Source organism: Brachybacterium hainanense (assembly GCF_042434575.1).
Lineage (GTDB): Bacteria > Actinomycetota > Actinomycetes > Actinomycetales > Dermabacteraceae > Brachybacterium > Brachybacterium hainanense.
Genome location: NZ_JBHLSV010000019.1, coordinates 1 through 24643, shown reverse-complemented (window position 1 = coordinate 24643; position 24643 = coordinate 1). Strand labels below are relative to the sequence as shown.

Annotated in this window: 21 protein-coding genes; 3 read left to right on the top strand and 18 right to left on the bottom strand. The window is 72.0% G+C overall.

Going from position 1 to position 24643, the window contains the following annotated elements; genetic code table 11:
- Positions 1 to 5: 5 nt before the first annotated feature.
- Together ACFFF6_RS14195 and ACFFF6_RS14190 are read right to left on the bottom strand one after the other, a co-directional pair.
- Positions 6 to 782, bottom strand: a complete 777-nt coding sequence (locus ACFFF6_RS14195; RefSeq protein ID WP_376981837.1) for an SDR family oxidoreductase — start codon at positions 780 to 782, stop codon at positions 6 to 8.
- The gene (locus ACFFF6_RS14190) at positions 782 to 2158 is read right to left on the bottom strand and encodes a GntP family permease (protein ID WP_376981835.1); all 1377 of its coding nucleotides are present in this window, start codon (positions 2156 to 2158) and stop codon (positions 782 to 784) included. Before ACFFF6_RS14190 ends, ACFFF6_RS14195 begins: the two co-directional genes overlap by 1 nt.
- Positions 2159 to 2351: 193 nt before the next feature.
- On the opposite strand from ACFFF6_RS14190, the gene ACFFF6_RS14185 reads away from it, so the two are divergent.
- Positions 2352 to 3044 carry a FadR/GntR family transcriptional regulator gene (locus ACFFF6_RS14185; protein WP_376981833.1) on the top strand — a complete coding sequence of 231 codons (693 nt, stop codon included), beginning with the start codon at positions 2352 to 2354 and terminating at the stop codon, positions 3042 to 3044.
- Positions 3045 to 3185: 141 nt separating this feature from the next.
- Here the strand turns inward: ACFFF6_RS14185 and ACFFF6_RS14180 are convergent, their stop codons facing one another.
- The 6 genes from ACFFF6_RS14180 to ACFFF6_RS14155 all read right to left on the bottom strand — a co-directional run bounded on the left by ACFFF6_RS14180 (position 3186) and on the right by ACFFF6_RS14155 (position 10816).
- Positions 3186 to 3992, bottom strand: coding sequence for an amino acid ABC transporter ATP-binding protein (locus tag ACFFF6_RS14180; RefSeq protein WP_376981831.1), 807 nt, complete (start codon positions 3990 to 3992; stop codon positions 3186 to 3188).
- Entirely contained in the window at positions 3992 to 4966 is a 975-nt protein-coding gene (locus ACFFF6_RS14175; RefSeq protein ID WP_376981829.1) for an amino acid ABC transporter permease, read from the bottom strand. Before ACFFF6_RS14175 ends, ACFFF6_RS14180 begins: the two co-directional genes overlap by 1 nt.
- Positions 4963 to 5916 carry an ABC transporter substrate-binding protein gene (locus ACFFF6_RS14170; RefSeq protein WP_376981827.1) on the bottom strand — a complete coding sequence of 318 codons (954 nt, stop codon included), beginning with the start codon at positions 5914 to 5916 and terminating at the stop codon, positions 4963 to 4965. Before ACFFF6_RS14170 ends, ACFFF6_RS14175 begins: the two co-directional genes overlap by 4 nt.
- A 155-nt stretch (positions 5917 to 6071) precedes the next feature.
- Positions 6072 to 6359, bottom strand: a complete 288-nt coding sequence (locus tag ACFFF6_RS14165) for a hypothetical protein (RefSeq protein WP_376981825.1) — start codon at positions 6357 to 6359, stop codon at positions 6072 to 6074.
- Positions 6360 to 7019: 660 nt separating this feature from the next.
- Positions 7020 to 9083 carry an ABC transporter ATP-binding protein gene (locus tag ACFFF6_RS14160; protein WP_376981823.1) on the bottom strand — a complete coding sequence of 688 codons (2064 nt, stop codon included), beginning with the start codon at positions 9081 to 9083 and terminating at the stop codon, positions 7020 to 7022.
- Positions 9080 to 10816 (bottom strand): ABC transporter ATP-binding protein, encoded by a 1737-nt coding sequence (locus tag ACFFF6_RS14155; RefSeq protein WP_376981821.1) that lies wholly within the window; start codon positions 10814 to 10816, stop codon positions 9080 to 9082. Before ACFFF6_RS14155 ends, ACFFF6_RS14160 begins: the two co-directional genes overlap by 4 nt.
- Positions 10817 to 11048: 232 nt before the next feature.
- On the opposite strand from ACFFF6_RS14155, the gene ACFFF6_RS14150 reads away from it, so the two are divergent.
- Entirely contained in the window at positions 11049 to 11675 is a 627-nt protein-coding gene (locus ACFFF6_RS14150) for a DUF6318 family protein (RefSeq protein WP_376981819.1), read from the top strand.
- A 12-nt stretch (positions 11676 to 11687) separates the two neighbouring features.
- Here ACFFF6_RS14150 and ACFFF6_RS14145 read toward each other — a convergent pair whose 3' ends face one another.
- Together ACFFF6_RS14145 and ACFFF6_RS14140 are read right to left on the bottom strand one after the other, a co-directional pair.
- Entirely contained in the window at positions 11688 to 12614 is a 927-nt protein-coding gene (locus ACFFF6_RS14145; protein WP_376981817.1) for a class I SAM-dependent methyltransferase, read from the bottom strand.
- 10 nt (positions 12615 to 12624) lie between these two features.
- Positions 12625 to 14328: an ATP-binding cassette domain-containing protein gene (locus tag ACFFF6_RS14140; RefSeq protein ID WP_376981815.1), complete on the bottom strand. Its 1704-nt coding sequence runs from the start codon at positions 14326 to 14328 to the stop codon at positions 12625 to 12627.
- A gap of 226 nt (positions 14329 to 14554) precedes the next feature.
- On the opposite strand from ACFFF6_RS14140, the gene ACFFF6_RS14135 reads away from it, so the two are divergent.
- A complete protein-coding gene (locus ACFFF6_RS14135; protein ID WP_376981813.1) occupies positions 14555 to 15073 on the top strand; it encodes an endonuclease domain-containing protein in 519 nt (172 codons plus the stop codon).
- A gap of 111 nt (positions 15074 to 15184) precedes the next feature.
- Here the strand turns inward: ACFFF6_RS14135 and ACFFF6_RS14130 are convergent, their stop codons facing one another.
- From ACFFF6_RS14130 to ACFFF6_RS14095, 8 genes are all read right to left on the bottom strand, one after another.
- On the bottom strand, positions 15185 to 17074 hold the full coding sequence (locus ACFFF6_RS14130; RefSeq protein WP_376981811.1) for an ABC transporter ATP-binding protein: 1890 nt from the start codon (positions 17072 to 17074) through the stop codon (positions 15185 to 15187).
- Positions 17071 to 19026 (bottom strand): ABC transporter ATP-binding protein, encoded by a 1956-nt coding sequence (locus ACFFF6_RS14125; protein WP_376981809.1) that lies wholly within the window; start codon positions 19024 to 19026, stop codon positions 17071 to 17073. The genes ACFFF6_RS14130 and ACFFF6_RS14125 overlap by 4 nt, the downstream gene beginning before the upstream one ends.
- 68 nt (positions 19027 to 19094) lie before the next feature.
- Positions 19095 to 19595: a DUF456 domain-containing protein gene (locus ACFFF6_RS14120; RefSeq protein WP_376981807.1), complete on the bottom strand. Its 501-nt coding sequence runs from the start codon at positions 19593 to 19595 to the stop codon at positions 19095 to 19097.
- A gap of 186 nt (positions 19596 to 19781) precedes the next feature.
- Positions 19782 to 20108, bottom strand: a complete 327-nt coding sequence (locus ACFFF6_RS14115; RefSeq protein WP_376981805.1) for a branched-chain amino acid transport AzlD family protein — start codon at positions 20106 to 20108, stop codon at positions 19782 to 19784.
- The gene (locus tag ACFFF6_RS14110; RefSeq protein ID WP_376981803.1) at positions 20101 to 20910 is read right to left on the bottom strand and encodes an AzlC family ABC transporter permease; all 810 of its coding nucleotides are present in this window, start codon (positions 20908 to 20910) and stop codon (positions 20101 to 20103) included. The genes ACFFF6_RS14115 and ACFFF6_RS14110 overlap by 8 nt, the downstream gene beginning before the upstream one ends.
- A 133-nt stretch (positions 20911 to 21043) precedes the next feature.
- Positions 21044 to 21364 carry a hypothetical protein gene (locus ACFFF6_RS14105; protein ID WP_376981801.1) on the bottom strand — a complete coding sequence of 107 codons (321 nt, stop codon included), beginning with the start codon at positions 21362 to 21364 and terminating at the stop codon, positions 21044 to 21046.
- Positions 21365 to 21755: 391 nt separating this feature from the next.
- A complete protein-coding gene (locus ACFFF6_RS14100) occupies positions 21756 to 22403 on the bottom strand; it encodes a VanZ family protein (RefSeq protein ID WP_376981799.1) in 648 nt (215 codons plus the stop codon).
- Between the two features lie 112 nt (positions 22404 to 22515).
- Positions 22516 to 24643, bottom strand: a 2128-nt coding sequence (locus tag ACFFF6_RS14095) for an SbcC/MukB-like Walker B domain-containing protein (protein ID WP_376981797.1), incomplete at its 5' end; no start/stop codon positions are given.

The window sequence follows — 24643 nt, the reverse complement described above, 5'->3', positions numbered from 1 at the left end:
CTTCCTCAGACGACGGCCGTGATGCCGCCGTCGACGACGATGTTCTGTCCCGAGACGAAGTCGGAGGCGGATGAGGCCAGGAACAGCAGCGCCCCCGTGAGCTCGTGCACCTCTCCCCAGCGCCCTGCCGGGGTGCGCTGGGCGAGCCAGGTGCTGAACTCCTCGTCCTGCACGAGGGTCTGGTTCATCTCCGTCGCGAAGTACCCCGGAGACAGGGCGTTGACCTGCACGTTGTGGCGGGCGAGGTCCGCGGCCATGCCCTGGGTCAGCAGCACGATCCCGCCCTTGGAGGCGGAGTACGGGGCGATGGTCTGCCGGGCGAGGCGCGACTGGACCGAGGCGATGTTCACGATCTTCCCGGAGCCGCGGCGGACCATCTCGGGGACGAGGAAGCGGGAGACGTAGAAGGCGCTCGACAGGTTCGTCGCGATCACCGCGTCCCAGTCCTCGACGGGGAACTCCGGCATCGGGGCGCGGCGCTGGATGCCGGCGTTGTTCACGAGGATGTCCGGCGCCCCGTGCTCGGCGAGGAGCTGCCGGGAGCCCGCCTCGACGGCCTCGGCATCGGCCACGTCGAAGCGGACCGCGGCGGGACGCCGACCGGTGCGCTCCTCGAGCAGGTCCTGCGCGGCGGCGAGGGCGGCCTCGTCGCGGCCGTGGAGGAGGACGCGTGCTCCGGCCTCGGCGAGGGCGCCGGCGAGGGCGAGCCCCAGGCCGCGGGAGGAGCCGGTGACCAGGGCGAGGCGATCGGCGACGTCGAAGAGGGATGCGGGAGAGGTCATCAGAACACCAGGTAGACGACGAGGACCAGCACGAAGGCGAGGACCGACTCGAGCGCCTGCTGGACGGTCCAGGTCTTGAGGGTCGTCTTCACGTCCATGCCCATCAGGCGGCCCACGAGCCAGAAGCCCGAGTCGTTGACATGGCCCGCGAAGACGGAGCCCGCAGCCGCGGCCAGGGTGATCGCCGCGGTGTCCACGACGCCGAAGCTCCCCGAGAGGACGGCCGGGGAGAGCAGTCCGGCGGTGGTCACGAGGGCGACGGTCGCCGAGCCCTGGGCCACACGCAGCACGAGGGCGATGACATAGGCGGCGACGATCACCGGGAGGCCCCAGCCGTCGAGGGTCTCGGCGAGCGCATCGCCGATGCCGCTGGCGCGCAGGACGCCGCCGAACATGCCGCCGGCGCCGGTGATGAGGATGACGGAGGCGACCTGGCCGAGGGTCCCGTCGACGAGCTTCTCCAGGGCGGAGCCGTTCTCCCCGCGGAAGCGGCCCAGCACCAGCAGCGCCACGAGCACGGTGATCAGCAGGGCGACCGGGGAGTTGCCCAGCAGCTGGAGGGCCTGGACCCAAGTCTGCTCGGCGTCGACGACGCCGGCGGAGCCGAGGGCGGACAGCCCGGTGTTCATGAGGATGAGCACGAGCGGCAGCGCGACGATCAGCAGGATGGTGCGGGCCGCGGGCGGGTTCGCGGGCTGATCCTCGTCCTCGCCGAACAGGTTCGGGACGAGCATCGGGATGCGGCTGTTCACGACCTTCGACCACAGGTAGCCGGCCCCGTACCAGACGGGGAAGGCGATGATCAGGCCGATCAGCATGACCACGCCGAGGTTCGCGCCGAAGAACTCGGAGGCGGCGACGGGTCCGGGATGCGGGGGCACGAACACGTGCATGACGGAGAAGGCGGCGGCGGAGCTGATGCCGTACAGCAGCATGTTCTTCCCGCCGATCCTCCGGGCGACGGCGAAGATGATCGGCAGCATGACGATCAGGCCGGCGTCGAAGAAGATCGGGAAGCCCAGCAGCAGCGAGGTCACGCCGAGGGCGAAGGCGGCGCGCTTCTCGCCGAAGGTGCTGACCATCATCTCCGCGACGACCTTGGCGCCGCCGCTGGATTCGATGAGGCGACCCAGCACGGCGCCGAAGCCGATCAGCAGGGCGACCGAGCCGAGGGTCCCGCCGAACCCGTCGACGAGAGTCTCGACGACGGCGGAGATCGGGATGCCGGTCGCGATCGCGGTGAGGAGCGAGACGATCACGAGCACGAGGAAGGCGTGCAGCCTGATCTTGATGACGAGGAACAGGATGAGGGCCACGGCCACGGCGGCGATGCCGAGGAGCGGTCCTGCACCCAGCGTCTGGGTCCAGTCTTCCATGGGATTCTCCGTTGAATGCGGGATGGATCGGGGGCGGTGGCTCCCGGAGCTGATCGAAAGGTACTACTTTTTAGGCCTGTAAGGTAGCACTATTGAGCCATGAGGTGGGTCACTCGCCCGGGCTCGCACCGTCCGGCACCCGCCGGAGGACACATCGACGGGGCCGAGGGCGCCCCCGCAGGAGGCCGCAGCGATGACCCTGGGCATGCACCGCGACGTGCTCGACGACCTGGGCGGCCGCATCGCCGCCGGCGATCCCCCGCCCGGGAGCGTGCTGACCCTGTCCGGGCTCGAGCAGCGCACGGGGGCATCCCGCACCGTCGTGCGAGAGGCCGTCCGCGTCCTCGAGTCCCTCGGCATGGTGACCTCCCGTCGTCGGGTGGGCATCACCGTACAGCCTCGCGAGCACTGGGACGCCTTCTCCCCCCAGCTCATCGGCTGGAATCTCCACGGCCCCTTCCGGCAGCAGCAGCTCGAGGCCCTCGCCGAGCTGCGCGTCGCCGCCGAGCCGATGGCCGCCCACCTCGCCGCCCGCCGCGCCACCGCTGCCCAGCGCGCCGAGCTGCGCCGCCTCGCGGACGTGCTCGTCGACCTCGGCGAGCGCGGACTCGGCGACACCGAGCCCTATCTCGCAGCCGATGTCCGCTTCCACGCGCTCCTGCTCGCCGCCTCCGGGAACCCCCAGCTCGCAGCCCTCGCGCGTCCCGTGCAGGCCGTCCTCGAGGGGCGCACCCGGCTCGGCATGACCCCCGGCGTGCCGGCCCCCGGCACCCTCGAGGAGCACCTGCAGCTCGCCCTCGCCATCGGCGAGGGAGACGCCGAATCCGCCGAGCAGCACTCCCGCACCCACATGCGCACCGTCTGGGGCGAGCTCGCGGGCCAGTGACCCCGCCGCCCGACCGCGGTGCCGGAAAGCGTCGCCTCGTGGTTCGCGGGGCGACGATCTCCGCCACCGAGCCCCGGCGGGCATCCGGGGGTGATCGCCGGTGGCCCATCGGCCCCGCAGCGCGCCGTGCGCGGAGCGGCTTCAGAGCACCGAGGCCAGGAAGCCCTTCAGCCGCTCCGAGCGGGGACGCTCGATGACCTCGGCCGGCGGCCCCTGCTCGATGATCCGGCCCTCGTCCATGAACACGACCGTGTCCGCGACCTCCCGGGCGAAGCCCATCTCATGGGTCACCACGACCATCGTCATGCCCTCGCGGGCCAGATCCTGCAGCACCGCGAGGACCTCGGCCACGAGCTCCGGATCCAGAGCGCTCGTCGGCTCGTCGAACAGCATGAGCTCGGGCTTCATCGCGAGCGCACGGGCGATCGCGACCCGCTGCTGCTGACCGCCCGACAGCTCCGCCGGATAGTGGTCCGCGCGATCGGCCAGGCCCACCCGGGCGAGCAGCTCACGGGCGGTGGCCTCCGCCTGCGCCTTCGGCTCGCCGAGCACGTGCACCGGCGCCTCCATGACGTTCGCGAGCGCGGTCATGTGCGGGAACAGCTGGAAGCGCTGGAACACCATGCCGATGCGCGAGCGCTGGGCCGCGATCTGCTTCGGCGACAGGCGCTGCCACCGGCCATCGGGCAGGGGCTGCTCCGCATAGCCCTGGGTCACGCCCTCGACCCGGATCCGACCGGCGGTCGCGTCCTCGAGCTGGTTGATGCAGCGCAGCAGCGTCGACTTGCCGGAGCCGGAGGGCCCCACGAGCACGGCGACCTCGCCGGGCCGGACGGTCAGATCGCAGCCCTTCAGGACGTGCAGGTCGCCGAAGGACTTGTGGAGGCCCTCGATCTGGATCGCGGGGACCTCGGCGTCGGGATTCTGGGCGGCGGGATTCTGGCTCATCACAGCTCCACCTCGGGGAGCGGGTTCTTCGGGGTCGTGCCGGCGCTGTTCACTGCGCTCTGACGGGAGCGGCGGCCGCCGCGGGCGCCCGGCGCCCGGTCGTCGAAGCCGCGGCCGAAGTAGCGCTCCAGGTAGTGCTGGCCCACCATGAGCACGCTCGTGATCGCGAGGTACCACAGGGCGGCGACGATGAGCAGCGGGATCGGCGTGAACAGCTTGTTGGCGATGCCGTTGGTCGCGAAGGTGAGGTCCAGCGTGAACGGCACCGCGAGCACGAGCGAGGTCGTCTTCAGCATGCCGATGGTCTCGTTGCCCAGCGGCGGCACGATCACGCGCATCGCCTGCGGGACGATGATCCGCCGCAGGATCAGCGAATCGCTCATCCCCAGCGCCCGGCTCGCCTCGGTCTGCCCGCGGTCCACGCTGTTCAGGCCCGAGCGGATGATCTCCGCGAGGTAGGCGCCCTCGTTCAGGCCCAGACCGATCACGGCCGCCCAGAACGCGGTGAACAGGTCGCGGGTCGAGAAGGACAGCAGCTCCGGCCCGAACGGCACGCCGATCACGATCTTCGGGACGATCACGGTGAACAGGCCCCAGAACACGAGCTGCGTGTACACCGGGGTGCCGCGGAAGACGAAGATGTACGCCCAGGCCACGCCGCGCAGGACCGGGTTGTCGCTGCGGCGCATGATCGCGGCGAGCAGCGCCATGATCGTGCCGACCACCATCGACAGCACGGTCAGCAGCAGCGTCCAGCCCACGCCCTGGACGACCTTCACATCGAGGATGTAGGTCGCGACCGTGCCCCAGTCCAGGACGGGATTGGTGAGCAGGAAGTTGATCAGGGCGAGGACGAGCAACCCCACGATCACGGCCGCGATCCAGGTCCCCGGGCGCGGGGCGGAGCGGGCGCGGATCGGGGTGAAGGCGTCGGCGTGCGCGGTCGGGCCCGCGGGAGAGGTCGAGGTGCTCACGGTTCGGGGTTCACTTCCGCGGTCGGGATCATGCCGGATTCGTTGCCCCAGGCGGCGAGGATGCGCTCCATGTCGCCCGAGTCGATGAGGTGCTGGACGGCAGCGCGGATCGCCTCGGCGAGCTCCGGCTGATCCTTCGCGACGACGATGCCGTTCAGGGCGGACTCCTCCACCTCGCCGATCGCCTCGAGCGTCCCGCGCGAGCGGATGATCGCGTAGGCGGTGACGGGCGAGTCGGCCATGAGGATGTCCGCCTTGCCGCCCGCGACGTTCGTCGCGGCGTCCGAGTTCGAGGCGTAGGCGAGGATGTCGAAGGCGCGCCGACCGTCCTCCCGGCACTGCGCGGACCGCTCGATCGCGAGCTCCTCCTGGAAGGTGCCGACCTGCAGCGCCACCCGCGCCCCGCACAGCTGCGCGGGATCGATGTCATAGGGGTTTCCGGTCTTCACGGCGTAGGAGATGCCGGCCTGGAAGTAGGACACCATGGTCACGGCCTCGAGCCGCTCGGCGTTGATCGTGAAGCTGGACATGCCCACGTCATAGGTCGTGCCGATGGCCGGGATGATCTGGGCGAACACGGCCGCCTCCGTGCGGGTCGCGAGACCCAGCACACGGCCGATCGCGGCGAGGATGTCGATGTCGTAGCCGATGGCCGTGCCGTCGTCGCCGATGAACTCCCCCGGCGCATAGTTCAGCGCGGCGCCGTTGACGAGCTCCCCGCGCGCCCGGATGTCCTCGGGGACGAGGGCCGCGATCTCGGGGACCTTCTCGATGCCGGACAGATCTACCTGAGGGACGGCGTTCGACTCCGCGTCCAGGCGTTCGCTCGCATGGGTGCAGGCGCTGAGCGCGCCGATGCCGAGCACCGCGGCGGGCAGGGCGCGCAGCAGGGTGCGCCGCGGCGGGCCGGAGGTGCGGCCTGCTCGGGGCCGGGCGGGGTCGACGATCACACCTGAATAGTATTCAAACCAGTGCATACTCCCCAAATCGGAACAGGGAGAGAAGCGCCACCCACGCCCGGTCTCGGACGGCTCGGCCGGGCGGGCCGGGTCAACGGTCCCGGACGTCGGAATCGGCGCAGGCCGGATCGGCAGGACGGACCGAGTCAGCGGCGCAGGCCGCGGGAGTCGGCGTAGGCCTCGACCGCGCGCTTGGCCTCTGCCAGGCCGGTCCCGGTCGCGGTGCGGTACTCCTTGATCGCGGCGATGAGGTTGCCCCGCTCGAGCTCGGTGCGGACGGCGGAGGGCATCGAGGCCTCCTCCGCCTGAACGGCGAGGGGGCCGAGGTCCACGCCGGCCCGCTGCGCGAGGAGCTGCAGCATCTGCTCCTGCTGGGACAGCCGACGCTGCAGCTGGGCGATCTGGGACTCGAGGCGCGCGGTGCTTCCGAACATGCCGTTCACCCTATCGGCCCGCACCCGCTGCCCGCCCCGCCGGCCGGCACCCGCTGCCCGGCGCACCTCCCCTCGACTGCCCGGCGACCCTTCGACTGCCCGGCGACCCTTCGCCGTCGGTACGCCTGCGCCCTCACCCGTCCCCACAGCACCGTCGCGCTCCGTGCTGCAGCTGCGACGGCTCGCCGACGAGCCGCAACCGGCCATGTTCCACACCTGCCCGCCGATGAGCCAGAACACCCGACCACCCCGACGACTGACCGCCGATGAGGCAGAACGCCCAACCACTGACACGAACACGGGCACCCCCGGCCGTGCACCCCACACCCCTGCCCGCCGATGAGGCAGGACACACCACCACCCCCACAACTGCCCGCCGACGAGGCGGAACGCCCAACCACTGACACGAACACGGGCACCCCAACGGCGCAGTCCGCCCCCTGCCCACCGATGAGGCTGCATCGGCGTCCACCGCCTCAGCCGCGGGGAGACCGGCGGTGCCCCTGCCCGCGCCTCCGTGCGCACGCCTCGACGGCGGAGCGGGACGGCCGCCGCGCCGCGAGGCGACGCCGTGCCCCGGCACAGAACAGCGTGAGCGCGGCGGACCGGAATCCCTGGGATCGGTCCGCCGCGCTCGTGACGTGGTCTGCGGGGCAGCGCTCACATGCCCGGCATCATGCCTCCTCCGCCCCCGCCGGCGACGGCGGCATCCGCTGCGGCCTCGGCCTCGGCCGCCTCCTCGGCGTCGATGTCCGCTGCCGCCCCCTCGAACTGCGAGCGGTACAGGGCGGCGTAGGCGCCGTCCGCGGCGAGCAGCTCCTCGTGCGTGCCCTGCTCGACGATGTCGCCCGCCTCCATGACGAGGATCAGGTCCGCGTCCCGGATCGTCGAGAGGCGATGCGCGATCACGAAGGAGGTGCGCCCCTCGCGCAGCCGGTTCATCGCCGCCTGCACGAGCACCTCGGTGCGGGTGTCCACGCTCGAGGTCGCCTCGTCCAGGATCAGCAGGTTCGGCTGGGCGAGGAAGGCGCGGGCGATGGTCAGCAGCTGCTTCTCGCCGGCGGAGATGCTGCCGCCCTCATCGTCCAGGACCGTCTCGTAGCCCTCCGGCAGGTGTCGCACGAAGTCGTCGACGTGCGTGGCGACCGCGGCCGCGCGGACCTCCTCGTCGGTCGCGTCGAGGCGGCCGTAGCGGATGTTCTCCATGATCGTGCCCTCGAAGAGCCACGTGTCCTGGAGGACCATGCCGGTCCGCGCGCGCAGCTGCTGGCGGGTGAGGTCGCGGATGTCGACGCCGTCGATCGTGATCCGGCCGCCGTCGATCTCGTAGAAGCGCATCACGAGGTTGACGAGGGTGGTCTTGCCCGCCCCCGTGGGTCCCACGATCGCGACCGTGTGGCCGGGATCGGCGACGAGCGACAGATCCCGGATCAGCTCTCGGTCCGGGGAGTAGGAGAAGCGGACGTGGTCGAACTCGACCCGGCCCCCGCGGATGCGCTGGACGGCGCCGGCGACCTCCTGCTCCTCCTCCTGCTCCTCGGCGTCCAACAGCTCGAAGACCCGCTCCGCGCTCGCGACGCCGGACTGCAGCATCGTGGCCATCGAGGCGATCTCCGACAGCGGCTGGGTGAACTGGCGCGAGTACTGGATGAAGGCCTGCACGTCGCCGAGGGTCATCTGTCCCGAGACGATCCGCAGACCGCCGACGATGGCGATCGCGACGTAGCTGAGGTTCCCGACGAACATCATGAGCGGCATGATCAGCGAGGACACGAACTGGGCACCGAAGGATGCCCGGTACATCTCGTCGTTCTTCTGGGCGAAGCGGCGCCCCACCTCGGCGCGGCGGCCGAAGGCGGTCACCAGCGTGTGACCGCTGAAGGCCTCCTCGACCTCCGCGTTGACCACGCCGGTGGCATCCCACTGCTGGGCGAACAGCTTCTGCGAGCGGGAGCCCACGACCGCGGTGATCACGAGGACCACCGGGATCACCAGCAGCGCGATGATCGAGAGCTGCCACGACAGCATGAGCATCATGACGATCACGCCGATCGCCATGAGGAACGAGTTCACCAGTCCTGTGATCGTGTTGATCAGCGTGTTCTGGATGTTGTCGATGTCGTTGGTGACGCGGGAGAGGATCTCGCCGCGCTTGGTGCGGTCGAAGTAGGACAGCGGCAGGCGATGCAGCTTCTCCTCCACCTTGCGACGCAGGCGGTACACCATGCGGAAGATGATCCGGTTCAGCAGCAGACCCTGCAGCCACATGAGCAGCGCCGCCCCGACGTACAGGCCCAGCGCCAGCAGCAGCACCTGGTGCAGTGCGGGGAAGTCGATGCCCTGACCCGGTGTGAAGTCCATGCCGCTGAGCATGTCCGCGAAGGTGTCCTGGCCCTGTGCGCGCAGACCGGCGATGACGTCCTCGCGGCTGGTCCCCGCGGGCAGACGCTTCGCGATCAGGCCGGAGAAGATGAGGTCCGTGGCCCGTCCCAGGATGCGCGGCCCCACGACGGACAGGATCACGGAGATCACGCCCAGCAGGATCGCGCCGACCATGTACTTGCCCTCGGGGCCCATCTCGCGGACCAGCCGCTTCGTGCTGGGCCAGAAGTTCTTCGACCGCTGGCCGGGGCGCAGGCCGCGGCCCGCGTCCTTCTCCGCCGCGATCTGCGCGGCTTCGCCCGCCTCGTCCCCGGCGAGGGTGGGATGCTTCTCCTCGGTCATGCGACCTCCTCCTCGGCGCCCTGGGAGCGGATGATCTCCAGGTAGGTCTCGGAGCTCTCGAGGAGCTCCTCATGGGTGCCCGAGGCGACGACCTCGCCATGGTCCAGGACCAGGATCAGGTCCGCGGTGACGACGGTCGAGACGCGCTGGGCGACGATCAGCACGAGTGCATCGCGGGTCTCGGGGGCGAGCGCGGCTCGCAGCTTCGCATCGGTCGTGAGGTCGAGCGCGCTGAAGGAGTCGTCGAACAGGTAGATCTCCGGCTTGGCGACGAGGGCCCGGGCGATGCACAGCCGCTGACGCTGGCCGCCGGAGACGTTCGTGCCGCCCTGGGCGATGGCGGAGTCGAGGCCGTCGGGCATGGCGGCCACGAAGTCCCGGCCCTGGGCGATGGTCAGCGCGTGCCAGAGCTCCTCATCGGTCGCCTCCGGGTTGCCGAAGCGCAGGTTGGAGGCGATGGTGCCGGAGAACAGGTACGGCTTCTGGGGGACGAGGCCGGTGCTCCGCGCGAGCAGCTGCGGGTGCAGCTCCTCGACGGGGACGCCGCCCAGGAGGACCTCGCCCTCGGTCGCGTCCAGCAGGCGCGGCACCAGGTTCAGCAGGGTCGACTTGCCCGAACCGGTGCCGCCGATGATCGCGACGGTCTGCCCGGCGCGGGCGCTCAGGTCGATGCCGTGCAGGACGGGGCGCTCGGCTCCGGGGTAGGTGAAGCTGACGCCCCGCAGGTCCAGACGGGTGGGGCCGGGGATCTCCGCGATCGTGGCGCGCGCGTCGCGGCCCGAGTCGTCGACGTCGAGGACCTCGCGGATGCGCTCGGCGGAGACCATGGCGCGCGGGATCATCATCGTCATGAAGGACGCCATCATGACGGCGATGAGGATCTGGATCAGGTAGGCGATGAAGGCGGTGATCGAGCCGACCTCCATCTCGCCGGAGTCCACGCGCGGCGCGGCGAACCAGAGCACGAGCACGCTGGAGACGTTGAGCATGAACATGATCAGCGGCTGGATGATGATCATCAGCAGGCCGACCTTGCGGTTGAGGTCCGTCAGCTCGGCGTTGATGTCCTCGTAGCGCTCGCGCTCGAGGTCCTCCCGGGTGAAGGCGCGCAGCACGCGGATGCCGGTGATCTGCTCGCGCAGCACCCTGTTGATGACATCGATGCGGGACTGCATCTTCCGGAACAGCGGGGAGGCGAGCGCCACGAGGATGCCGACCGCGACCAGCATGATCGGCACCATGACGGCGATCAGCCAGGCCAGGCCCGGCTCGACCCGGAGCGCCAGCACGATGCCGCCGATGCCCGTGATCGGCGCCTGGACCAGGAAGTTCATGCCGAAGAAGATCAGCATCTGCACCTGCTGCACGTCATTCGTGGAGCGGGTGATGAGCGACGGGGCGCCGAACTCGTGCATGCGCTGGGTGGTGAAGCCCTGCACGCGCTCGAAGACCTCCGCGCGCATGTCGCGGCCCGCCCCCATCGCGGAGCGGGCGGCGAAGTAGTTCGCGGCGATCACCGCGAGGATGTTGCCGAAGGCGACCAGCAGCATGAAGCTGCCCAGGCGCCAGATCGCGTCGATGTCGCCCTGGGCGACGCCGTCGTCGATGATGTCGGCGTTCAGCGTGGGCAGGTACAGCGAGGCGATCACGCCGATGATCTGGAAGACGACCACCGCCGCGACGGCGAGCCGGTACCGTCTCAGGGAAGACAGGATGAGCCGTAGGAGCGTCACAGGATTCCTCTCGTAGATCGCGGGCGCGGAAGCGGCGGGGCTCGGCCGATGACTCCCGGTCGATGGCATCGACCGCGAGGCTCCGACGCGCGCGACCCACGAAGCCTACCGAGAGGCGCCGACGGAGCACAGCTCCTTATCGGCTCCGGCCCCGGGAATCGACCTCCGTCGACGCCGCCCTCCGCCGGAAGTCGGAGCCGCGCCGTCCAGCCCGGTGCTCTACCGTGTCGGGGTGAGCAAGCGGATGCAGAGAATCGTGATCCTGGTGGTCGCCGTCGCCATGCTGACCTCCCTGGGCGCGGTCGGGGTGGGCTCCCTGCTGGGCGGCGGCCCCCAGGACCCCACCACCTGGAGCTCCGCGGAGCATCCGCGGCCCGAGATCGCGAAGCCGGAGCTGCCCGCGCCCGTGCATGAGCAGACCACGACCGGCGCGACGGAGACCGTCCACGCGCTGCTGGGCTCCTACACGTACATGATGACCACGGGCGACACCTCGGTCTGGTCGGAGCTGGTGGATCCGGCCTGCTCGGTGTGCGTGCAGTTCATGTCGAATGCGCAGCAGCTCAACTCCCAGGGCGGATACCTGCTGGGCGGAGAGTTCGAGGTGGGCGAGGTGAGCTTCGACGGCACCGGCGACCCGCCGGCCACCGGCATCGCGGTCGCCGAGTTCGCGCAGGCCCCGAGCGCGATCATCGAGGAGGTCGACGCGGAGCCTCTGGGGCTGGACGCCGTCACCGGCACCCTCGAGCTCTCCCTCGCCTGGGACGGGAAGGTCTGGCGCGTCACGGACATGACGCTGCGGCCCGACGAGGCGGTCGCCTCCGACGGCGGCGGGGCCTCCGACGCCGGGCAGGGCTGATCCGGCGGTCCCTCACTCCCCCGCGGTCGGCGCGAAGAGGAACAGGTCCGTCCGGTAGGGCAGGCCGATGATGCTGCCCGGGGCATGCCCCAGGTGCTCGTGCAGATACCAGTCGAGGTTGGCGAGGACCTTCTCGCGCTGCGCCGGCTCCGCCGTGATGACGTAGCTGCGGGTGCGGGCGAGGTCGATGACGTCCTGGGTCGGCATCGGGTCCTCCCAGCTGTGCACGGACCGCTCGCGCAGGGTGAACGGGGCGGCGACCTCCGGCACGAAGTCCTCGCGATGGATGTCGCCGGCGTGCATGATCCGCGAGAGCCGGTGCACCCACGGGATCGTCACGTCGAGCATGTTCCAGACGAGGGCGAGGACGCCGCTCCCGCCCAGCAGGCGGGCCGCCTCGGCGGATGCCGCGGGTGCGTCGAACCAGTGCCAGGCCTGCGCCGCCGTGACCAGATCCGCCGCCCCGTCCGGGAGCCCCGTCGTCTCGGCTGAGGCGACGCGCGTGGTGATCGGCGACCCCGCTGCGGCATCCCGCCCGTCGACGCCGCGCGGCGCCCCGGCCCGCCGCGCGGTCTCGAGCATCTCCGCGCTCGGATCGACCGCGGTGACCTGCACCCCCTGCGCGGCGAGCGCCCAGGACAGCTTGCCGGTCCCCGCCCCCAGGTCCACGGCGCGGACCGGCGCGGACGGCGGCCCGGAGGGCGCATCGGCGCCTGCGGATGCCGCCCCGGGCAGCTGCGCGAGGATCGCCGCCACGACCTGCGGCGGATACCCCGGGCGCAGCCGGTCGTAGTCCTCGCCCTGGCTCCGGAAGGCCGCGGCGAGCGCCTGCTTGCGCGCCTGGCTGCCGAAACGGGGCGCATCCTTCGCGGAGATCGGCGGCACCGGCGGATGCTGCGGGGCGTGGGCGTCGGTGCGGGCAGGATGCGAGGAGGGCATGCCCTGGATCCTAGCGACCGGGCAGCAGCAGCTCCGCCCGCCCGTCCTCCACGCGCCAGAGCTCGTCCCCGTCCTCGAATCCGATCTCCTTGTGGGTGATGACGACGACGAAGCGCTCGGCCCCCGTCTCGCGCAGCAGCGCCAGGAAGTCGGCGTCTCCGGCGACGTCGATCGCGCTGGTGGGCTCGTCGAGCACCCACATCGGCCGATCCTGGAGCAGCAGGCGAGCCAGGCACAGGCGCTGGAACTGGCCGCCCGAGAAGGCGGCCCCGCCCTCGTAGGCCTCTCCCATCCGCTGGTCCAGCAGGCGGGGAGCCGCCTCGAGCAGCGAGCCGAGCCCGGTGCGCCGCAGAGCCGCGCGGATCTGCGGATCCGAGGCCTCCGTCCCCATCCGGACGAAGTCGCGCACGCTCAGCGGGAGCATCGCCTCGTCCTGGTGGAGCACGCTCACGTCCTGCCAGGACGGCGGAGCGGAGGTGCCGTCGGCCCGTTGCCAGCGGACGATGCCGCGATCGGGACGGAGCGCCCCGGAGGCGAGCTTCGCCAGGGTGCTCTTGCCCGCGCCGTTGGGCCCGGTCAGGATCACCAGGCCCGATGCGGCGAGGCGGAGGGAGGCTCCGCCGATCGCGGCGGCGGCGCGGCCGCGGTAGGTGAGGCTCGCGTCCTCCAGCACGACGGCCTGAAGAGGGGACGGGGCCGCGCCCTCCCGGGACGGAGCACCGAGGGCCCGCTGCACGAGCGGCGCATCGAGGTCGCCGACGAACTGCGCGACCTCCGCGCAGCCCGAGGCCCAGACCACCAGCTGGTTCAGGGTCGCGAGGGCTGCGACGGAGCTGGCGACGATCGCCATGTCGCCGACGGAGACATCCCCTCGGCGCAGCAGGACCAGGAGCGCGGCGGTGACGAAGACTGTGGTCAGGAGCGCGCAGACCACGCACAGCAGCGCCTCCGTCCGCTGCGCGCCGAGGATGAGCCCGCGCACGGCCCGCCACATGCGCATCGACTCCCCGCGCACGCGGCCTCCGCCGCCGTGCTGGAGGATCGCGTCGAACGCGCGGGGCTGCGCGCCCAGGTGGAACAGGTCATCGTGCACGCGCTGCGGCGCGGCGGCGTCCTCCTGGGCGCGCTGCCAGGCGCGCCGGATCCGGTGCATGACCACCAGCGGGGAGACCGCCCCGGCGCACATGAGCAGCGCCACGATCGGGGAGACCGAGAACAGCACGCCCCCGACGCCGAGCGAGGTGGCCGCGGCGACGAAGACGTTCAGGAGCGTGTCCAGCAGGCCGCGGCTGCGGCTGTCGGCGCTCTCGCGGCGGATCCGCAGCTGGTCCTGGACCTCGGGGTCGGAGAGGTCCCCGGGGGCGGCGTCGACGAAGATCCCGAGCTCCTTCTCGAGCAGATCCCCGGAGACGTCGGTGTACAGCTGTTCCCGGAAGGGGATCTGGATGCTGTTGACGACCGTCGAGAGGCCCAGCGTGAGCCCCAGCAGGACGATGGGCACGAGGCTGATCCGGTCCTGCTGCCCGACGCCGTCGACGAGCAGGCCGAGCACCCGCAGCTGCACCGCCGGCATCAGGGCGAGAACGAGCGCCATCACGACGACCAGCACCGTCAGCCCCGGATGGTTGCGCAGCGCGGTCCCGATGACGATCCGGATGCCCCGGCGGACACGCCCCCGGGTCCGCGGCGCGTCCGTCCCCGCAGCTGATCCCATGATTCCCCCGTGCTCGCCGTCGCGTCCGCGTCGGGACCCGGCTCGTCCGCATCGACCTCCGGCCACCATCCGTCGCACCAGACATCCTATCTTTCAGCCGGCATCCGGGAGTCGATTCGCGCCGAGACCCTCACGTGCCCGGAGGACGGGGCGCGCATCGGACGGAGCATCGCTGCTCCTCCCCATCCTGGGTCCCGCGCTGCGACGCCGGCCCGACGACGATCCGGTGCCGCCCCTGCTGACGGTGCTCGAGCATGGTGCCCGCTGTCTGCCGATCCCGGAGGCAGCGGGCATCGTGGAATCCGCTCTCGAGAAGGGTCTGCTCTCCGGGAGCGGGCTCGAGCAGCTGCTCGCACGCCTCCCCCGCGACGTGCGGCGCGCCCTGTCGCGGGTCCGCGGCGATGCGGGCTCGGGAACCGAGACGACGGTGCGATGGTGGTTCAAGTCGCGCCGCATCCCGGTCCGCGCCCAGGTGACGGTGCCCGGGGCCGGCCGCGTGGATCTGCTGGTGGGCGAGAGCTGGGTGATCGAGTGCGACAGCCATCGTTTTCACGAGATCCCCGGGCAGTACGCCGAGGACCGCCGCCGCGACCTCGTCCTGCGCGCCCTCGGCTTCACCGTCACCCGCCTCACCGGGGAGCAGGTCTTCCTCAGCTGGCCGCAGACGGCCCGGATGCTCGAGGCGGTCTACCGCCGCGGGGATCACCGCCGCCCCGTCGCCGACCCGGCCCTGCGCACCGCGTGAGGACGGGATCCGGCGAGAGTCGGGATCCGCGGGACCAATACGGGGACACAACCCCGAAATCGAGCTCATGTCCCCGTATTGGTCCCGTGGATGCGCGGCGCCGCTCGCGCCCTACCGCTCCTGACGGTGCGCGACCCACGAGCCGTGCAGGCCCGCGTAGATGCCGCCGATCTCGACGAGCTGCGCATGCGTGCCGTGCTCGACCAGCGCACCCCGGTCCAGGACGAGGATCTGGTCGGCGCGCTCCGCGGTCGAGAGGCGGTGCGCGATCGTCACGGTGGTGCGGCCGCGGGCGAGGCCCTCGATCGCGTGCTGGAGACGCACGTCCGCGGCCGGGTCGACGGCGCTGGTCGCCTCGTCCAGGACGATCACGTCGGGGTCGGCGAGATACGCGCGGGCGAGGGACACCAGCTGCCGCTCCCCTGCGCTCAGGGCCTCGCCGCGCTGGCCGACCGGCGTGTCCAGGCCGCGGGGAAGCCCCGCGAGCCATCCGCCCAGGCCCAGCTCGTGGATCGCGGCGCGCATCTGCTCGGAGCTCGCCCCGGGGCGTCCGTACTGCAGGTTCTCGCCGACGGTCGCATCGAACAGGAAGCCGTCCTGCGGCACCATGACGACGCGGCTGCGCAGGGACGCGAAGGGCACCCGGTCGACCTCGACGCCGCCGATGAGGACTGCGCCGTCCGCCGGATCCATCATGCGGGTCAGGAGCTTGGCGAAGGTGGTCTTGCCGGAGCCGGTCTCCCCGACGATCGCGGTGTGCGAGCCGGCCGGGAGCAGCACGTCGATGCCGTGCAGCACCTCCGGACCCGTCGGGTACCGGTAGCGCAGTCCTCGCGTCTCGAGCGCGAGCGGTCCCTCGGGGAGGACCTGCGCATCCGGACGAGGGGCGCCCCGACGACCGGTGCGGGGGTCCATGCCGCCCGCGGGATCGGAGACGTCGGCCGGGGTGTCCAGGACGCCGAGCACCCGGCGCCAGCCGGCGACGGCGTTCTGCGCCTCCGACAGCATCTCCGCGCCCATGCGGACGGGCTGGTTGAACAGGGACACCAGGAAGATGAAGGCGACCAGCTGGCCGGCGGTGATCATGTCCTCGCCGATGCCGAAGAATCCCGTGCCCAGGTAGATGCCGACCACGATCACGACCGCGGTGGAGATCCCGTCGAACAGCTCCGAGAGCACGAAGGACCACGACATGGGCTTCAGCACCGAGTACTGGTTGTCCCGGACCTCGAGCATCCGCTCCGCGTTGCCGTCGTGGGCGCGGTCGGTGATGCCGTAGGCGCGCAGGGTGGCAGCGCCGACGAGGGACTCGGAGACGGAGCCGAGCATCCCGCCGACAGCCTTGCGGACGCCCTGGTAGCGGGCGCGGATCCGCTTCTGCAGCAGGCCCATCATCCAGAACATCGGGATGTAGGCGATCCAGACGACCAGGGCCAGCGGCCACGAGTAGGCGAGCATGACGCCGGTGGCGAGCACCAGCTGCAGCGACATGACCACGAGCATGATGCCGCCGAAGCTCATGAACTGGCTGACCGTGTCGACATCGCTGGTGACGCGGGAGACCAGGGCCCCGCGCTGCTCGGTGCCCTGGGTCAGCAGGGACAGGTCGTGGATGTGGCGGAAGGCGCGTTCGCGCAGGGTCGCGAGCGCCGTCTCCGAGGTCCGGAACAGGCGCCGGTTCATGATCACGTTGGAGACCGCGGTGACCAGCAGCACCAGAGCCGCGAGCGCCGTGGTCCCGGCGATGACGCCCATGTCCGGCTGCGGGGGCGCGATGATGCCGTCGTCCAGGACCCGCTGCACGGCGATCGGCACGACGATCTTCCCGGCCGTCGCGATGACCGCGAGCAGCAGGGTGATCCAGATGCCGCGCAGGGCGTCGGGGGTCAGGGACAGACCGCGGCGGATCGTCGAGATCGCGCCCTCGTCGGCGGCGGCGCCGCTCTGCAGGCTCGCCGAGGCGCGCGTCCTCTCCTCCTGCTGCGCGGTCGCGGCGTTCATGCGTCCTCCCCTGCCTCGAGCAGACTGTGCGAGATGGCGGCCTCGTCGTACGCGTCCACGAGCGCCCGGTATGCGGCGTGGGTCCTGCGCAGCTCGGCATGCGTGGCGGCGCCCGCGACGCGGCCGTCCTCGAGGAACACGACCCGATCGGCGATCGAGATGGTCGACTTTCGGTAGGCGACCAGCAGCAGGGTCGAGTCCGTCATGTGGGTGCGGATCCCGGCGAGGATCGCCTCCTCGACGCTGGGGTCGCAGGCGCTCGTGGCATCGTCGAGGATCAGCAGCCGAGGCCGGCGCACGAGCGCGCGGGCCAGCGCGATCCGCTGCCGCTGGCCGCCGGAGAGCGAGCCGCCCCGCTCTCCGAGGACCGTGTCCAGGCCCTCCGGGAGGGCGTCGACGAACTCCTCCGCCTGCGCGATGCGCAGGGCCCGGCGGATCTCCTCCTCGCCGAAGTCCTCCCCGAGGGCGACGTTGTAGCGGACGGACTCGTCGAAGAGGAAGGCCTGCTGCAGGACGAGGGCCACGTCTCCGGTCAGCGCCTCGCCGGTGAGGGTGCGCAGGTCCGCGCCGTCGAGGGAGACGGTCCCGGAGCCGGGGTCCACGAGCCGCGCCGCGAGCAGAGCGAGGGTCGACTTCCCGGAACCGGTCGCACCGACGATCGCGAGGACCCGGGAGCCCTCCGCGGGATCGGCCACGAGGCTCACGTGGTGCAGCGCGGTCGTCTCGATCAGCTCGGCATCGGCCCGACCCTCCGCGGTGCGGGGCGCGAGCACGGCGATCTCGTCGTCGCGGTAGGCGAAGGACACGTCCGCGAGCTCGAGGCGGCCCCGGCCGTCCGCGGGCAGGACCTGGGTGCCATAGGTCTGGCGGCCGCGCACGTTCAGCACCGTCGAGATCCGCGACCAGCCGACGACCGTGCGGGACAGGTCCCCGAGCACCCAGCCGAAGGAGCGGATGGGCAGGGCCATGAGGCTGAACAGGTACGCCATCTGCACCACTTCTCCCGTGGTGACGTCCCCGGCGGTGATCCGCCAGGCACCCAGGAGGACCACCAGCAGGATGCCGATGTTGGGCAGCACGTCGATCATCGGGTCGAACCAGGCGCGCACATAGCCGAAGCGGATGCCGTTGCGGCGCAGCTGCTCCGCCGCCTCGGTGAAGCGGGCCTCCTCCTCGTCCTCGCGGCCCAGCGACTTGACCACGCCTGCGCCGTCGAAGGACTCGTGCGCGATCTCCGCGACCTTGGCGCGCAGACGCTGGGACTCCATCGCGATCGGCGCCGCATACGACTGGAGCAGCACGTTCAGCGCCAGCAGCAGCACCACCATCCCGACCATGACCAGCAGGATCAGCGGCGAGACCTGGGCCGCGACGACCGCCGCGTAGGCCAGCATGACCAGCGTCGACAGCGCGAACGGGAACGGCATGAGGGAGAAGAACGTCGCCTCCACGTCCGCGTACACCGAGCTCAGCAGCGTGCCGGTGGACTGGCGCCGATGCCACAGCAGCGGCACGTCCGCGAAGACCTGCGACAGCTTCTGGCGGTACTCGCGCTGCAGGTCGTACTGGCCGACGTTCGTGAGCACCCGCCGGGTCGCGACGGTGACCGCGCGCAGCACCGCGATGCCCACGATCGCGAGCGCCCCGATCGCGACCGCGCCGTGCATCGGCCGCCCCTGCGCGAAGGCGGGGACGATGACCTGCTCGGTCACGGAGCCGATCACGGCGCTCGTGCCGATCTGCAGCAGTGCGAAGGCGATGCCGCCCAGGATCGCGATCGCGAACAGCAGCTTCCGCTCCCAGACGGCGCGGAACAGGCGGGCCAGCCCCGGGAGCAGGACGCGCGGATGCTGCGGAGGGGGCGCGGTGGCGGGACGGGCGGATCTGTCAGGGGACGGGAGGATGCCCGGGGCGTCGTCGCCGGAGCCGGGGTTGGGGGACGTCGTGGTCATGGCGAGAGGGTCGGGACTCCTCGGGTCGTGGCGGGCGCAGCACGGGCGCGGGAACGGGTCGCGCGCGGCTACAGGGTGACGAAGTGGACGGTGGCGGCGACCGCGAAGGCGATGGTCGCGCAGAAGGCGAGGCCCAGCTCGATCATGATGCCGATGCCGAGCGCCTTGACCGCCACCCAGGTCGAGGACAGGCCGTTCCTCCAGTCCTTCAGGCGCAGGGACTCGCTCACGTACAGGCCGATGAGGAAGCCGATGGGCAGGCCCAGGAACGGGATCACGAAGATCCCGACGATGCCGGCGGCGATGCCGACGAGGATCGGCCAGGTGGGGACCTCGTGCGCCTTCAGCTTCCGTCCCGTGAGGACGTAGCTCGTGGCCATGCCTGCCGCGCCGAACAGGAGCACGAGGCCGAAGGCGATCCATGCCTCCGGCCCGCCGATGACGATCGCCCAGATGAGCGTGGCGATGACATACGTGATGGTCCCCGGCAGGACGGGGACGATGATGCCCGTCAGCGCGACGATGTACGCGAGGGCGGCGAGCACGGTCACGATGATGTCCACGGCCATGGGGGCCTCCTGTCGAGCGCGGGCGGGAGTCCCCGGAGCCGCGAGGTCCACCGCGCTCCCCAGGACCGGTCCATCGTATCCGGGAACGTTCACGGAAGGACATCGCGGTCCATCGGGGGCCGGCGGCGCTGCCCGAGGAGGGCCGGGGTCCGCCGGATCGCGGCAGGGGTCAGGGGCGCCGTCGGATCAGACGACGTTGACCAGGACGATGTAGGTCGCGGTCCCGAGCCCGACGCTGAGCAGCGTGCGGCGCCCTCCCAGCAGATGTGCGAGGACGGTGACGAGCACGGCGACCGCGGCCGGGAGGATCCGTCCGGGATCGCCGCCTGCCGAGGAGCGCAGGGTCGCCGCGGCGAGGATCGCGAGGATCCCGACCGGCATCCACACGGACATGGCGCCCACGAAGCGGGACTCCCGCAGGGGTCGCAGCACCAGGAACGGCACCGCCCGCAGGGAGAACGTGATCGCGAAGCCGATCGCGAGGACGGCGATCAGGTAGCCCGTCTCAGGCATGGGTGCTCTCGATCGTCGTCCCGGCGGCCGTCCCGGCGACGGGCAGGGTCCCGCGCCGACGCGCCACGAGGAAGCGCACGGCGAGCAGCACGACGAAGCCCAGCAGGCCCGCGAAGAGGGCGTCCTCGGGCACGATCACGAGGGCGAGCGCGAAGGACAGCCCGGCCAGCAGCAGGGAGGGGATCTCGCGGCGGCTGCGGCAGGCGTCCAGGGTCAGGGTGATGAACAGGGCGCACAGCGCGAAGTCGAGGCCCTCGATCCGGGTGGGGATCACGGCGCCGATCGCGACGCCCACCAGTCCCCCGCCCACCCAGTAGGTCTGGAAGGCGATCTGCAGGGCGATCAGGCGAGGCCCGGTCCAGGTGCCGGGGCGGGAGGCGGTGACGGCATACGCCTCGTCGATCAGGGCGTACACGGAGTAGAGGCGGGCCAGCGGGTGGCGGACCACGCGCAGCGGGAACGAGAAGGCATAGAAGGCGTGGCGGAAGTTCACCAGCAGGGTGGTCAGCGCGATCGTCGCGAGCGGCATCGAGGCGGCCATGAGCCCCACCAGCAGCAGCTCCGCGGACCCGGCGAGCACCGCGGTCGACAGCGCCGGGGCGATCCACCAGGGCAGGCCCGTCTGGACGACCAGCAGGCCGAAGGCGACGCCGATCGGGAACATGCCGAGACCCGCGGCGAGGGAGAGGCGCAGGCCGGCGAGGAGCTCGGCGCGCGGCGACGGCGGTTCCGGCGGGAGAGGCGGCTCGGACGCGGGCGCGCCGGCCGGCGCGCAGGCGGACGGGGCGGGCGATGGTTCCACACCGCAATCCTCGCATCGACACCCCGCAGGTCGGCTGCCGAGCATGCGCATGCGGACGGGCCTCACACACCACATCGCCGCGATGCGCCGACCCTCGACGGCCGGAGGTCCCCGGACTGCCCGGCCGTCACCGTCAGGTGAGCCCGAGCAGCTCCTCACGGGTCGCGACCTGCGGCAGGTCGTCCCCGCCGCCGGTGGGGTGCTCGTGCGCAGGATGGAGGTACGCGCCGTCCGGGCTGTCGGGATCACGCCGGTAGAGGCCCGCCCAGATGCCCGTCGGGCTGAGGACGATCGTCTGCGCCGCGGGGTCCAGGAGGCAGAGGAACAGGATGTAGGTCTGGCCCGCTCGCAGGATCTCGACCTCGCTCGAGGACGTCCCCGGTCCGCCGTGCTGGGAGATCCACACCCGGTCGCCCTCGTCCACGAGGGCGACGAGATCGCTGTCCTCCCGCATCTCCTCGAGGCTCCGGTACAGGCGGGCCCGCGATGCGCCCTCCGCCGTGACGGGGGACCGCCCGCATCCCGTCATGAGCAGGAACGAGGGGATTGCGAGCAGCGGCGCGCAGCGGAGCAGGACGCGTCTGTCGCATCGGATCCGCTGCCGCGCCATCGCCGTGCCTCCGTCCAGGGAGGCCTCTGCCCGGGCCGTGGACCCGCCGCCGCCTCTCCCCTCGCCCCTTCCCTGCATGAGCACTCCCATGCTCCCCGGTGGCGGCGCCCGGCACCAGACGCGTGACCGGATCTCCGCCCATCCGTGACCCGGTCGTGCCCTCCGCGACCGGGCCGTGCTCCGGCCTTGCCCTATCGGCCTCGCCCGGTCGAGCTCAGCGCCTGCCTCAGGCGTGTCAGCCCCGCCCTCCCGGGCGGTCCAGGCCGATGTTCGCGCGCATCCGCTGCTTGAGGTCGTGGGCCCGCGGCAGCCAGTCGCCCAGCAGCAGCGGTCCCAGCAGGGCGCCGATCAGGGTGCCGAGCGTGTTGGACAGGACGTCGTCGATGTCGGCGACGCGGATCCCACAGGAGTACAGGCCCCAGAAGCCCGTGTACTGGGTGGCCTCGAACAGGAGCGAGATGAGCATGCCGAGCAGAGTCGTGCCGAGGACCCCGCGGCCGAACAGTCCCCGGGCGAAGACCCCGAACGGGATGAACAGGGCGACGTTCATGGCCAGCTGCCAGGCGCCCCAGGAGACGAGGGCCCTCCACGTGCTCATGCCCTCGTGCTGCACGATGATCTCGGTGATCGAGTGGAGCGGGCGGAGCCGCAGCTTGCCGCCGATGCGGGTGCGGCACAGCTCGGCCATGTCCGGGGACGGCACGACCGTGTAGGCGAGCAGGGCGCTGGCGTAGATGCACAGCGCCGCGATGAGCAGCATCCGGGTGAGATGGATGCGGCCGAAGGACCGGCGCTGGACGACGACGATCACCGGCAGCAGCAGGAGGAACACCCCGCTGCCCGTCACGATCCCCGCACGAGCGGGCTCCAGCCACTGGCTCACGCCGCACAGCGTAGGCGGCGCGCCTGATGATGCGGGCGGGTCTGCGGGATCGGCCGCGCACCGGCCCGCCGGCCCCGCGCCTCCCCGGCGCCGGCGGTCGGAGCCCGTCCTCTCAGGCGGTGCAGGTCGCCGTGGAGCTGCCGTCCTCCCTGCGGCGGACGTGGATCTGCTCGCGGATCTGCTGCTTCATCTCGCCGACGTGGCTGACCAGGCCGATGGTCCGTCCGTGGGCGGCGAGCTGCCCGATCTCCGCGACGACGCGGTCCAGGGACTCGGGGTCGAGGCTGCCGAATCCCTCGTCGATGAACAGGGTCTCCATCGCCACTCCCCCGGCCTCCGCGGTGACGATGTCGGCGAGCCCGAGGGCGAGGGCGAGGGAGACGATGAACGTCTCCCCGCCGGAGAGGGTCTCCGGCACGCGGGCCTGGTCGGTGCGACGGTCGATGACCATCAGGTCCAGACCGGTCTTGCGGGCTCCGCGGGCCGAGTCGTCCCGCATCAGCTCGAGGTCGGAGCTCGAGAACAGGGCGAGCCGCGTGTTGGCGGCGGCGATCACGTCCTCGAAGCGGCGCATGAGCACGTAGGTGGACAGCTGGATGCGGCGGCCGTCGGCGGAGCGGCCGGTGGCGAGGTCCGCGACGCGCACGACGGTCGCGGCCTCCTCGCTGACGGCACGGACCCGGGCGACGGCCTCGCGCAGGCGGGTGAGGGCGCGCTCGCTCGCGGAGGCGACGGAGGAGAGATGCCCGGCGGTGCGCTCGGCCGCCGCGGCGGCGTCCTCCGCGCGGGCGAGCTGCTCCCGCGCGGTCGTGCCTGCGACCTCCGCCGCGGCACGCGCCTGATCGCCCGGGTCGGTCTCGCGGATGCCGTCCTCGGCGAGACCGTCCTCGAGCCGTGCCTGCTCGGTGCGGCGGGTCTGCAGGAGAGCCTCGAGCTCACCCCTGGCCTGCGGGGGCAGGAGGGCCGCGCGGACGGCGTCATCGCCCGAGAAGTCACCGAGCGCGACCTCGGCGGCGAGCTCGCGGGCACGCGCGGCGGCCTGGTCCGCGGCCAGGTGCGCCTCCCGGAGCTGCTGGGCGGCGCGGCCCGCGCGCTGATGCGCACGTCGCCGCTCGGCGACGGAGCCGGCCGGGCCGCGGGCCTCGTCGACACGGGCGGCGTCGGCGTCGAGGGCGGTGGTCTGCTCCGCGAGCGCGGTCTGGGCGGTGCCCAGGGCGAGGGCGAGCTCCTCCTTCCGGGAGGCGAGGGCCCGGCTGCGCTCATCGTGCTCCTCGATCTGCGTCTCGAGGGCGGCAGCGCGGGCCAGCTGCTCCTGCAGGGCGGCGACACGGGCCTTCGCCGTCCTCTGCGCCGCGAGCGCGGCCTCCGGGTCGAGACCCCCGGCCTGTTCCGCGGCGGCCTCGTATCGGCTGGTCGCGACGCTGAGCGCCTCGCGCGCGCTGCCGAGGGCCGCGTCCTTGTCCTGACGGGCCCGCTCGGCGGCATCCACGGCGTCGGCGTCGACGTGGCCGGCGCCGGGTTCGGCGGGGTGCGGGTGCTCGGTCGCACCGCAGACGGGGCATTCCTCCCCGCGGCTCAGCGAGAGGGCGAGCTCCGCTGCGAGGCCCTGGTTGCGGCGGCGCCTCAGGTCCTGTTCGGCGTCGATCGCGTTCTGGGAGGCGGACAGCGCCGCGGCGACCTGCTCGCGGGCGGTCTGGGCCACGGCGGCGAGCTTCTGCGCGCTGCGGGCGTGCGCGAGCTTCTGCTGCGCCGCCTCGAGGGCGAGGCGCGCATCGGCGAGGCCGGCGGCGGCGGTCTGGGCCTCTTGCCGCTGCACCTGCAGGACCTCGCGCTCGGCGGGTCGCGCGTCGATCTCGGCGGTGAGGCGGGTGAGATCCGCCTGCCGCCGATCGAGCTCCTCGGCCGTCCGGGAGAGAGCGTCCCGGCGCCCCGTGAGGCCTGTCTCGAGCTCGACGAGGGCCCCCAGCTCTCCCGCACGCACGGCCTCCTCCCGGATGCGGTCCTGGAGGGCGTCGAGCGCGTCCCCGCGCCCCTCCAGCGCCAGCAGGTCCGGCGCGTCGGCGTGCTTCTCACGCAGCTGTGCGAGGGTCCGCGCCGCCTCGTCGGCCGCAGCGAGGGCGCGGTCGCGACGGGCGATCGCCGTGGCGACGGGCTGCGCGGCGCTGTCGGCGTCCAGGCGCATCCGCGCCTGACCGGCGGCGGCCTCGCCGTCCCGGAGCCGGGAGGCGAGCTGGTCCAGG

Excerpts from the sequence above, each read along its gene's own strand:
- ACFFF6_RS14195 (WP_376981837.1), bottom strand. The coding sequence starts at position 782 with ATGACCTCTCCCGCATCCCTCTTCGACGTCGCCGATCGCCTCGCCCTG.
- ACFFF6_RS14190 (WP_376981835.1), bottom strand. The coding sequence starts at position 2,158 with ATGGAAGACTGGACCCAGACGCTGGGTGCAGGACCGCTCCTCGGCATC.
- ACFFF6_RS14185 (WP_376981833.1), top strand. The coding sequence starts at position 2,352 with ATGACCCTGGGCATGCACCGCGACGTGCTCGACGACCTGGGCGGCCGC.
- ACFFF6_RS14180 (WP_376981831.1), bottom strand. The coding sequence starts at position 3,992 with ATGAGCCAGAATCCCGCCGCCCAGAATCCCGACGCCGAGGTCCCCGCG.
- ACFFF6_RS14165 (WP_376981825.1), bottom strand. The coding sequence starts at position 6,359 with ATGTTCGGAAGCACCGCGCGCCTCGAGTCCCAGATCGCCCAGCTGCAG.
- ACFFF6_RS14160 (WP_376981823.1), bottom strand. The coding sequence starts at position 9,083 with ATGACCGAGGAGAAGCATCCCACCCTCGCCGGGGACGAGGCGGGCGAA.
- ACFFF6_RS14145 (WP_376981817.1), bottom strand. The coding sequence starts at position 12,614 with ATGCCCTCCTCGCATCCTGCCCGCACCGACGCCCACGCCCCGCAGCAT.
- ACFFF6_RS14140 (WP_376981815.1), bottom strand. The coding sequence starts at position 14,328 with ATGGGATCAGCTGCGGGGACGGACGCGCCGCGGACCCGGGGGCGTGTC.
- ACFFF6_RS14130 (WP_376981811.1), bottom strand. The coding sequence starts at position 17,074 with ATGAACGCCGCGACCGCGCAGCAGGAGGAGAGGACGCGCGCCTCGGCG.
- ACFFF6_RS14125 (WP_376981809.1), bottom strand. The coding sequence starts at position 19,026 with ATGACCACGACGTCCCCCAACCCCGGCTCCGGCGACGACGCCCCGGGC.
- ACFFF6_RS14120 (WP_376981807.1), bottom strand. The coding sequence starts at position 19,595 with ATGGCCGTGGACATCATCGTGACCGTGCTCGCCGCCCTCGCGTACATC.
- ACFFF6_RS14115 (WP_376981805.1), bottom strand. The coding sequence starts at position 20,108 with ATGCCTGAGACGGGCTACCTGATCGCCGTCCTCGCGATCGGCTTCGCG.
- ACFFF6_RS14105 (WP_376981801.1), bottom strand. The coding sequence starts at position 21,364 with ATGCGGGAGGACAGCGATCTCGTCGCCCTCGTGGACGAGGGCGACCGG.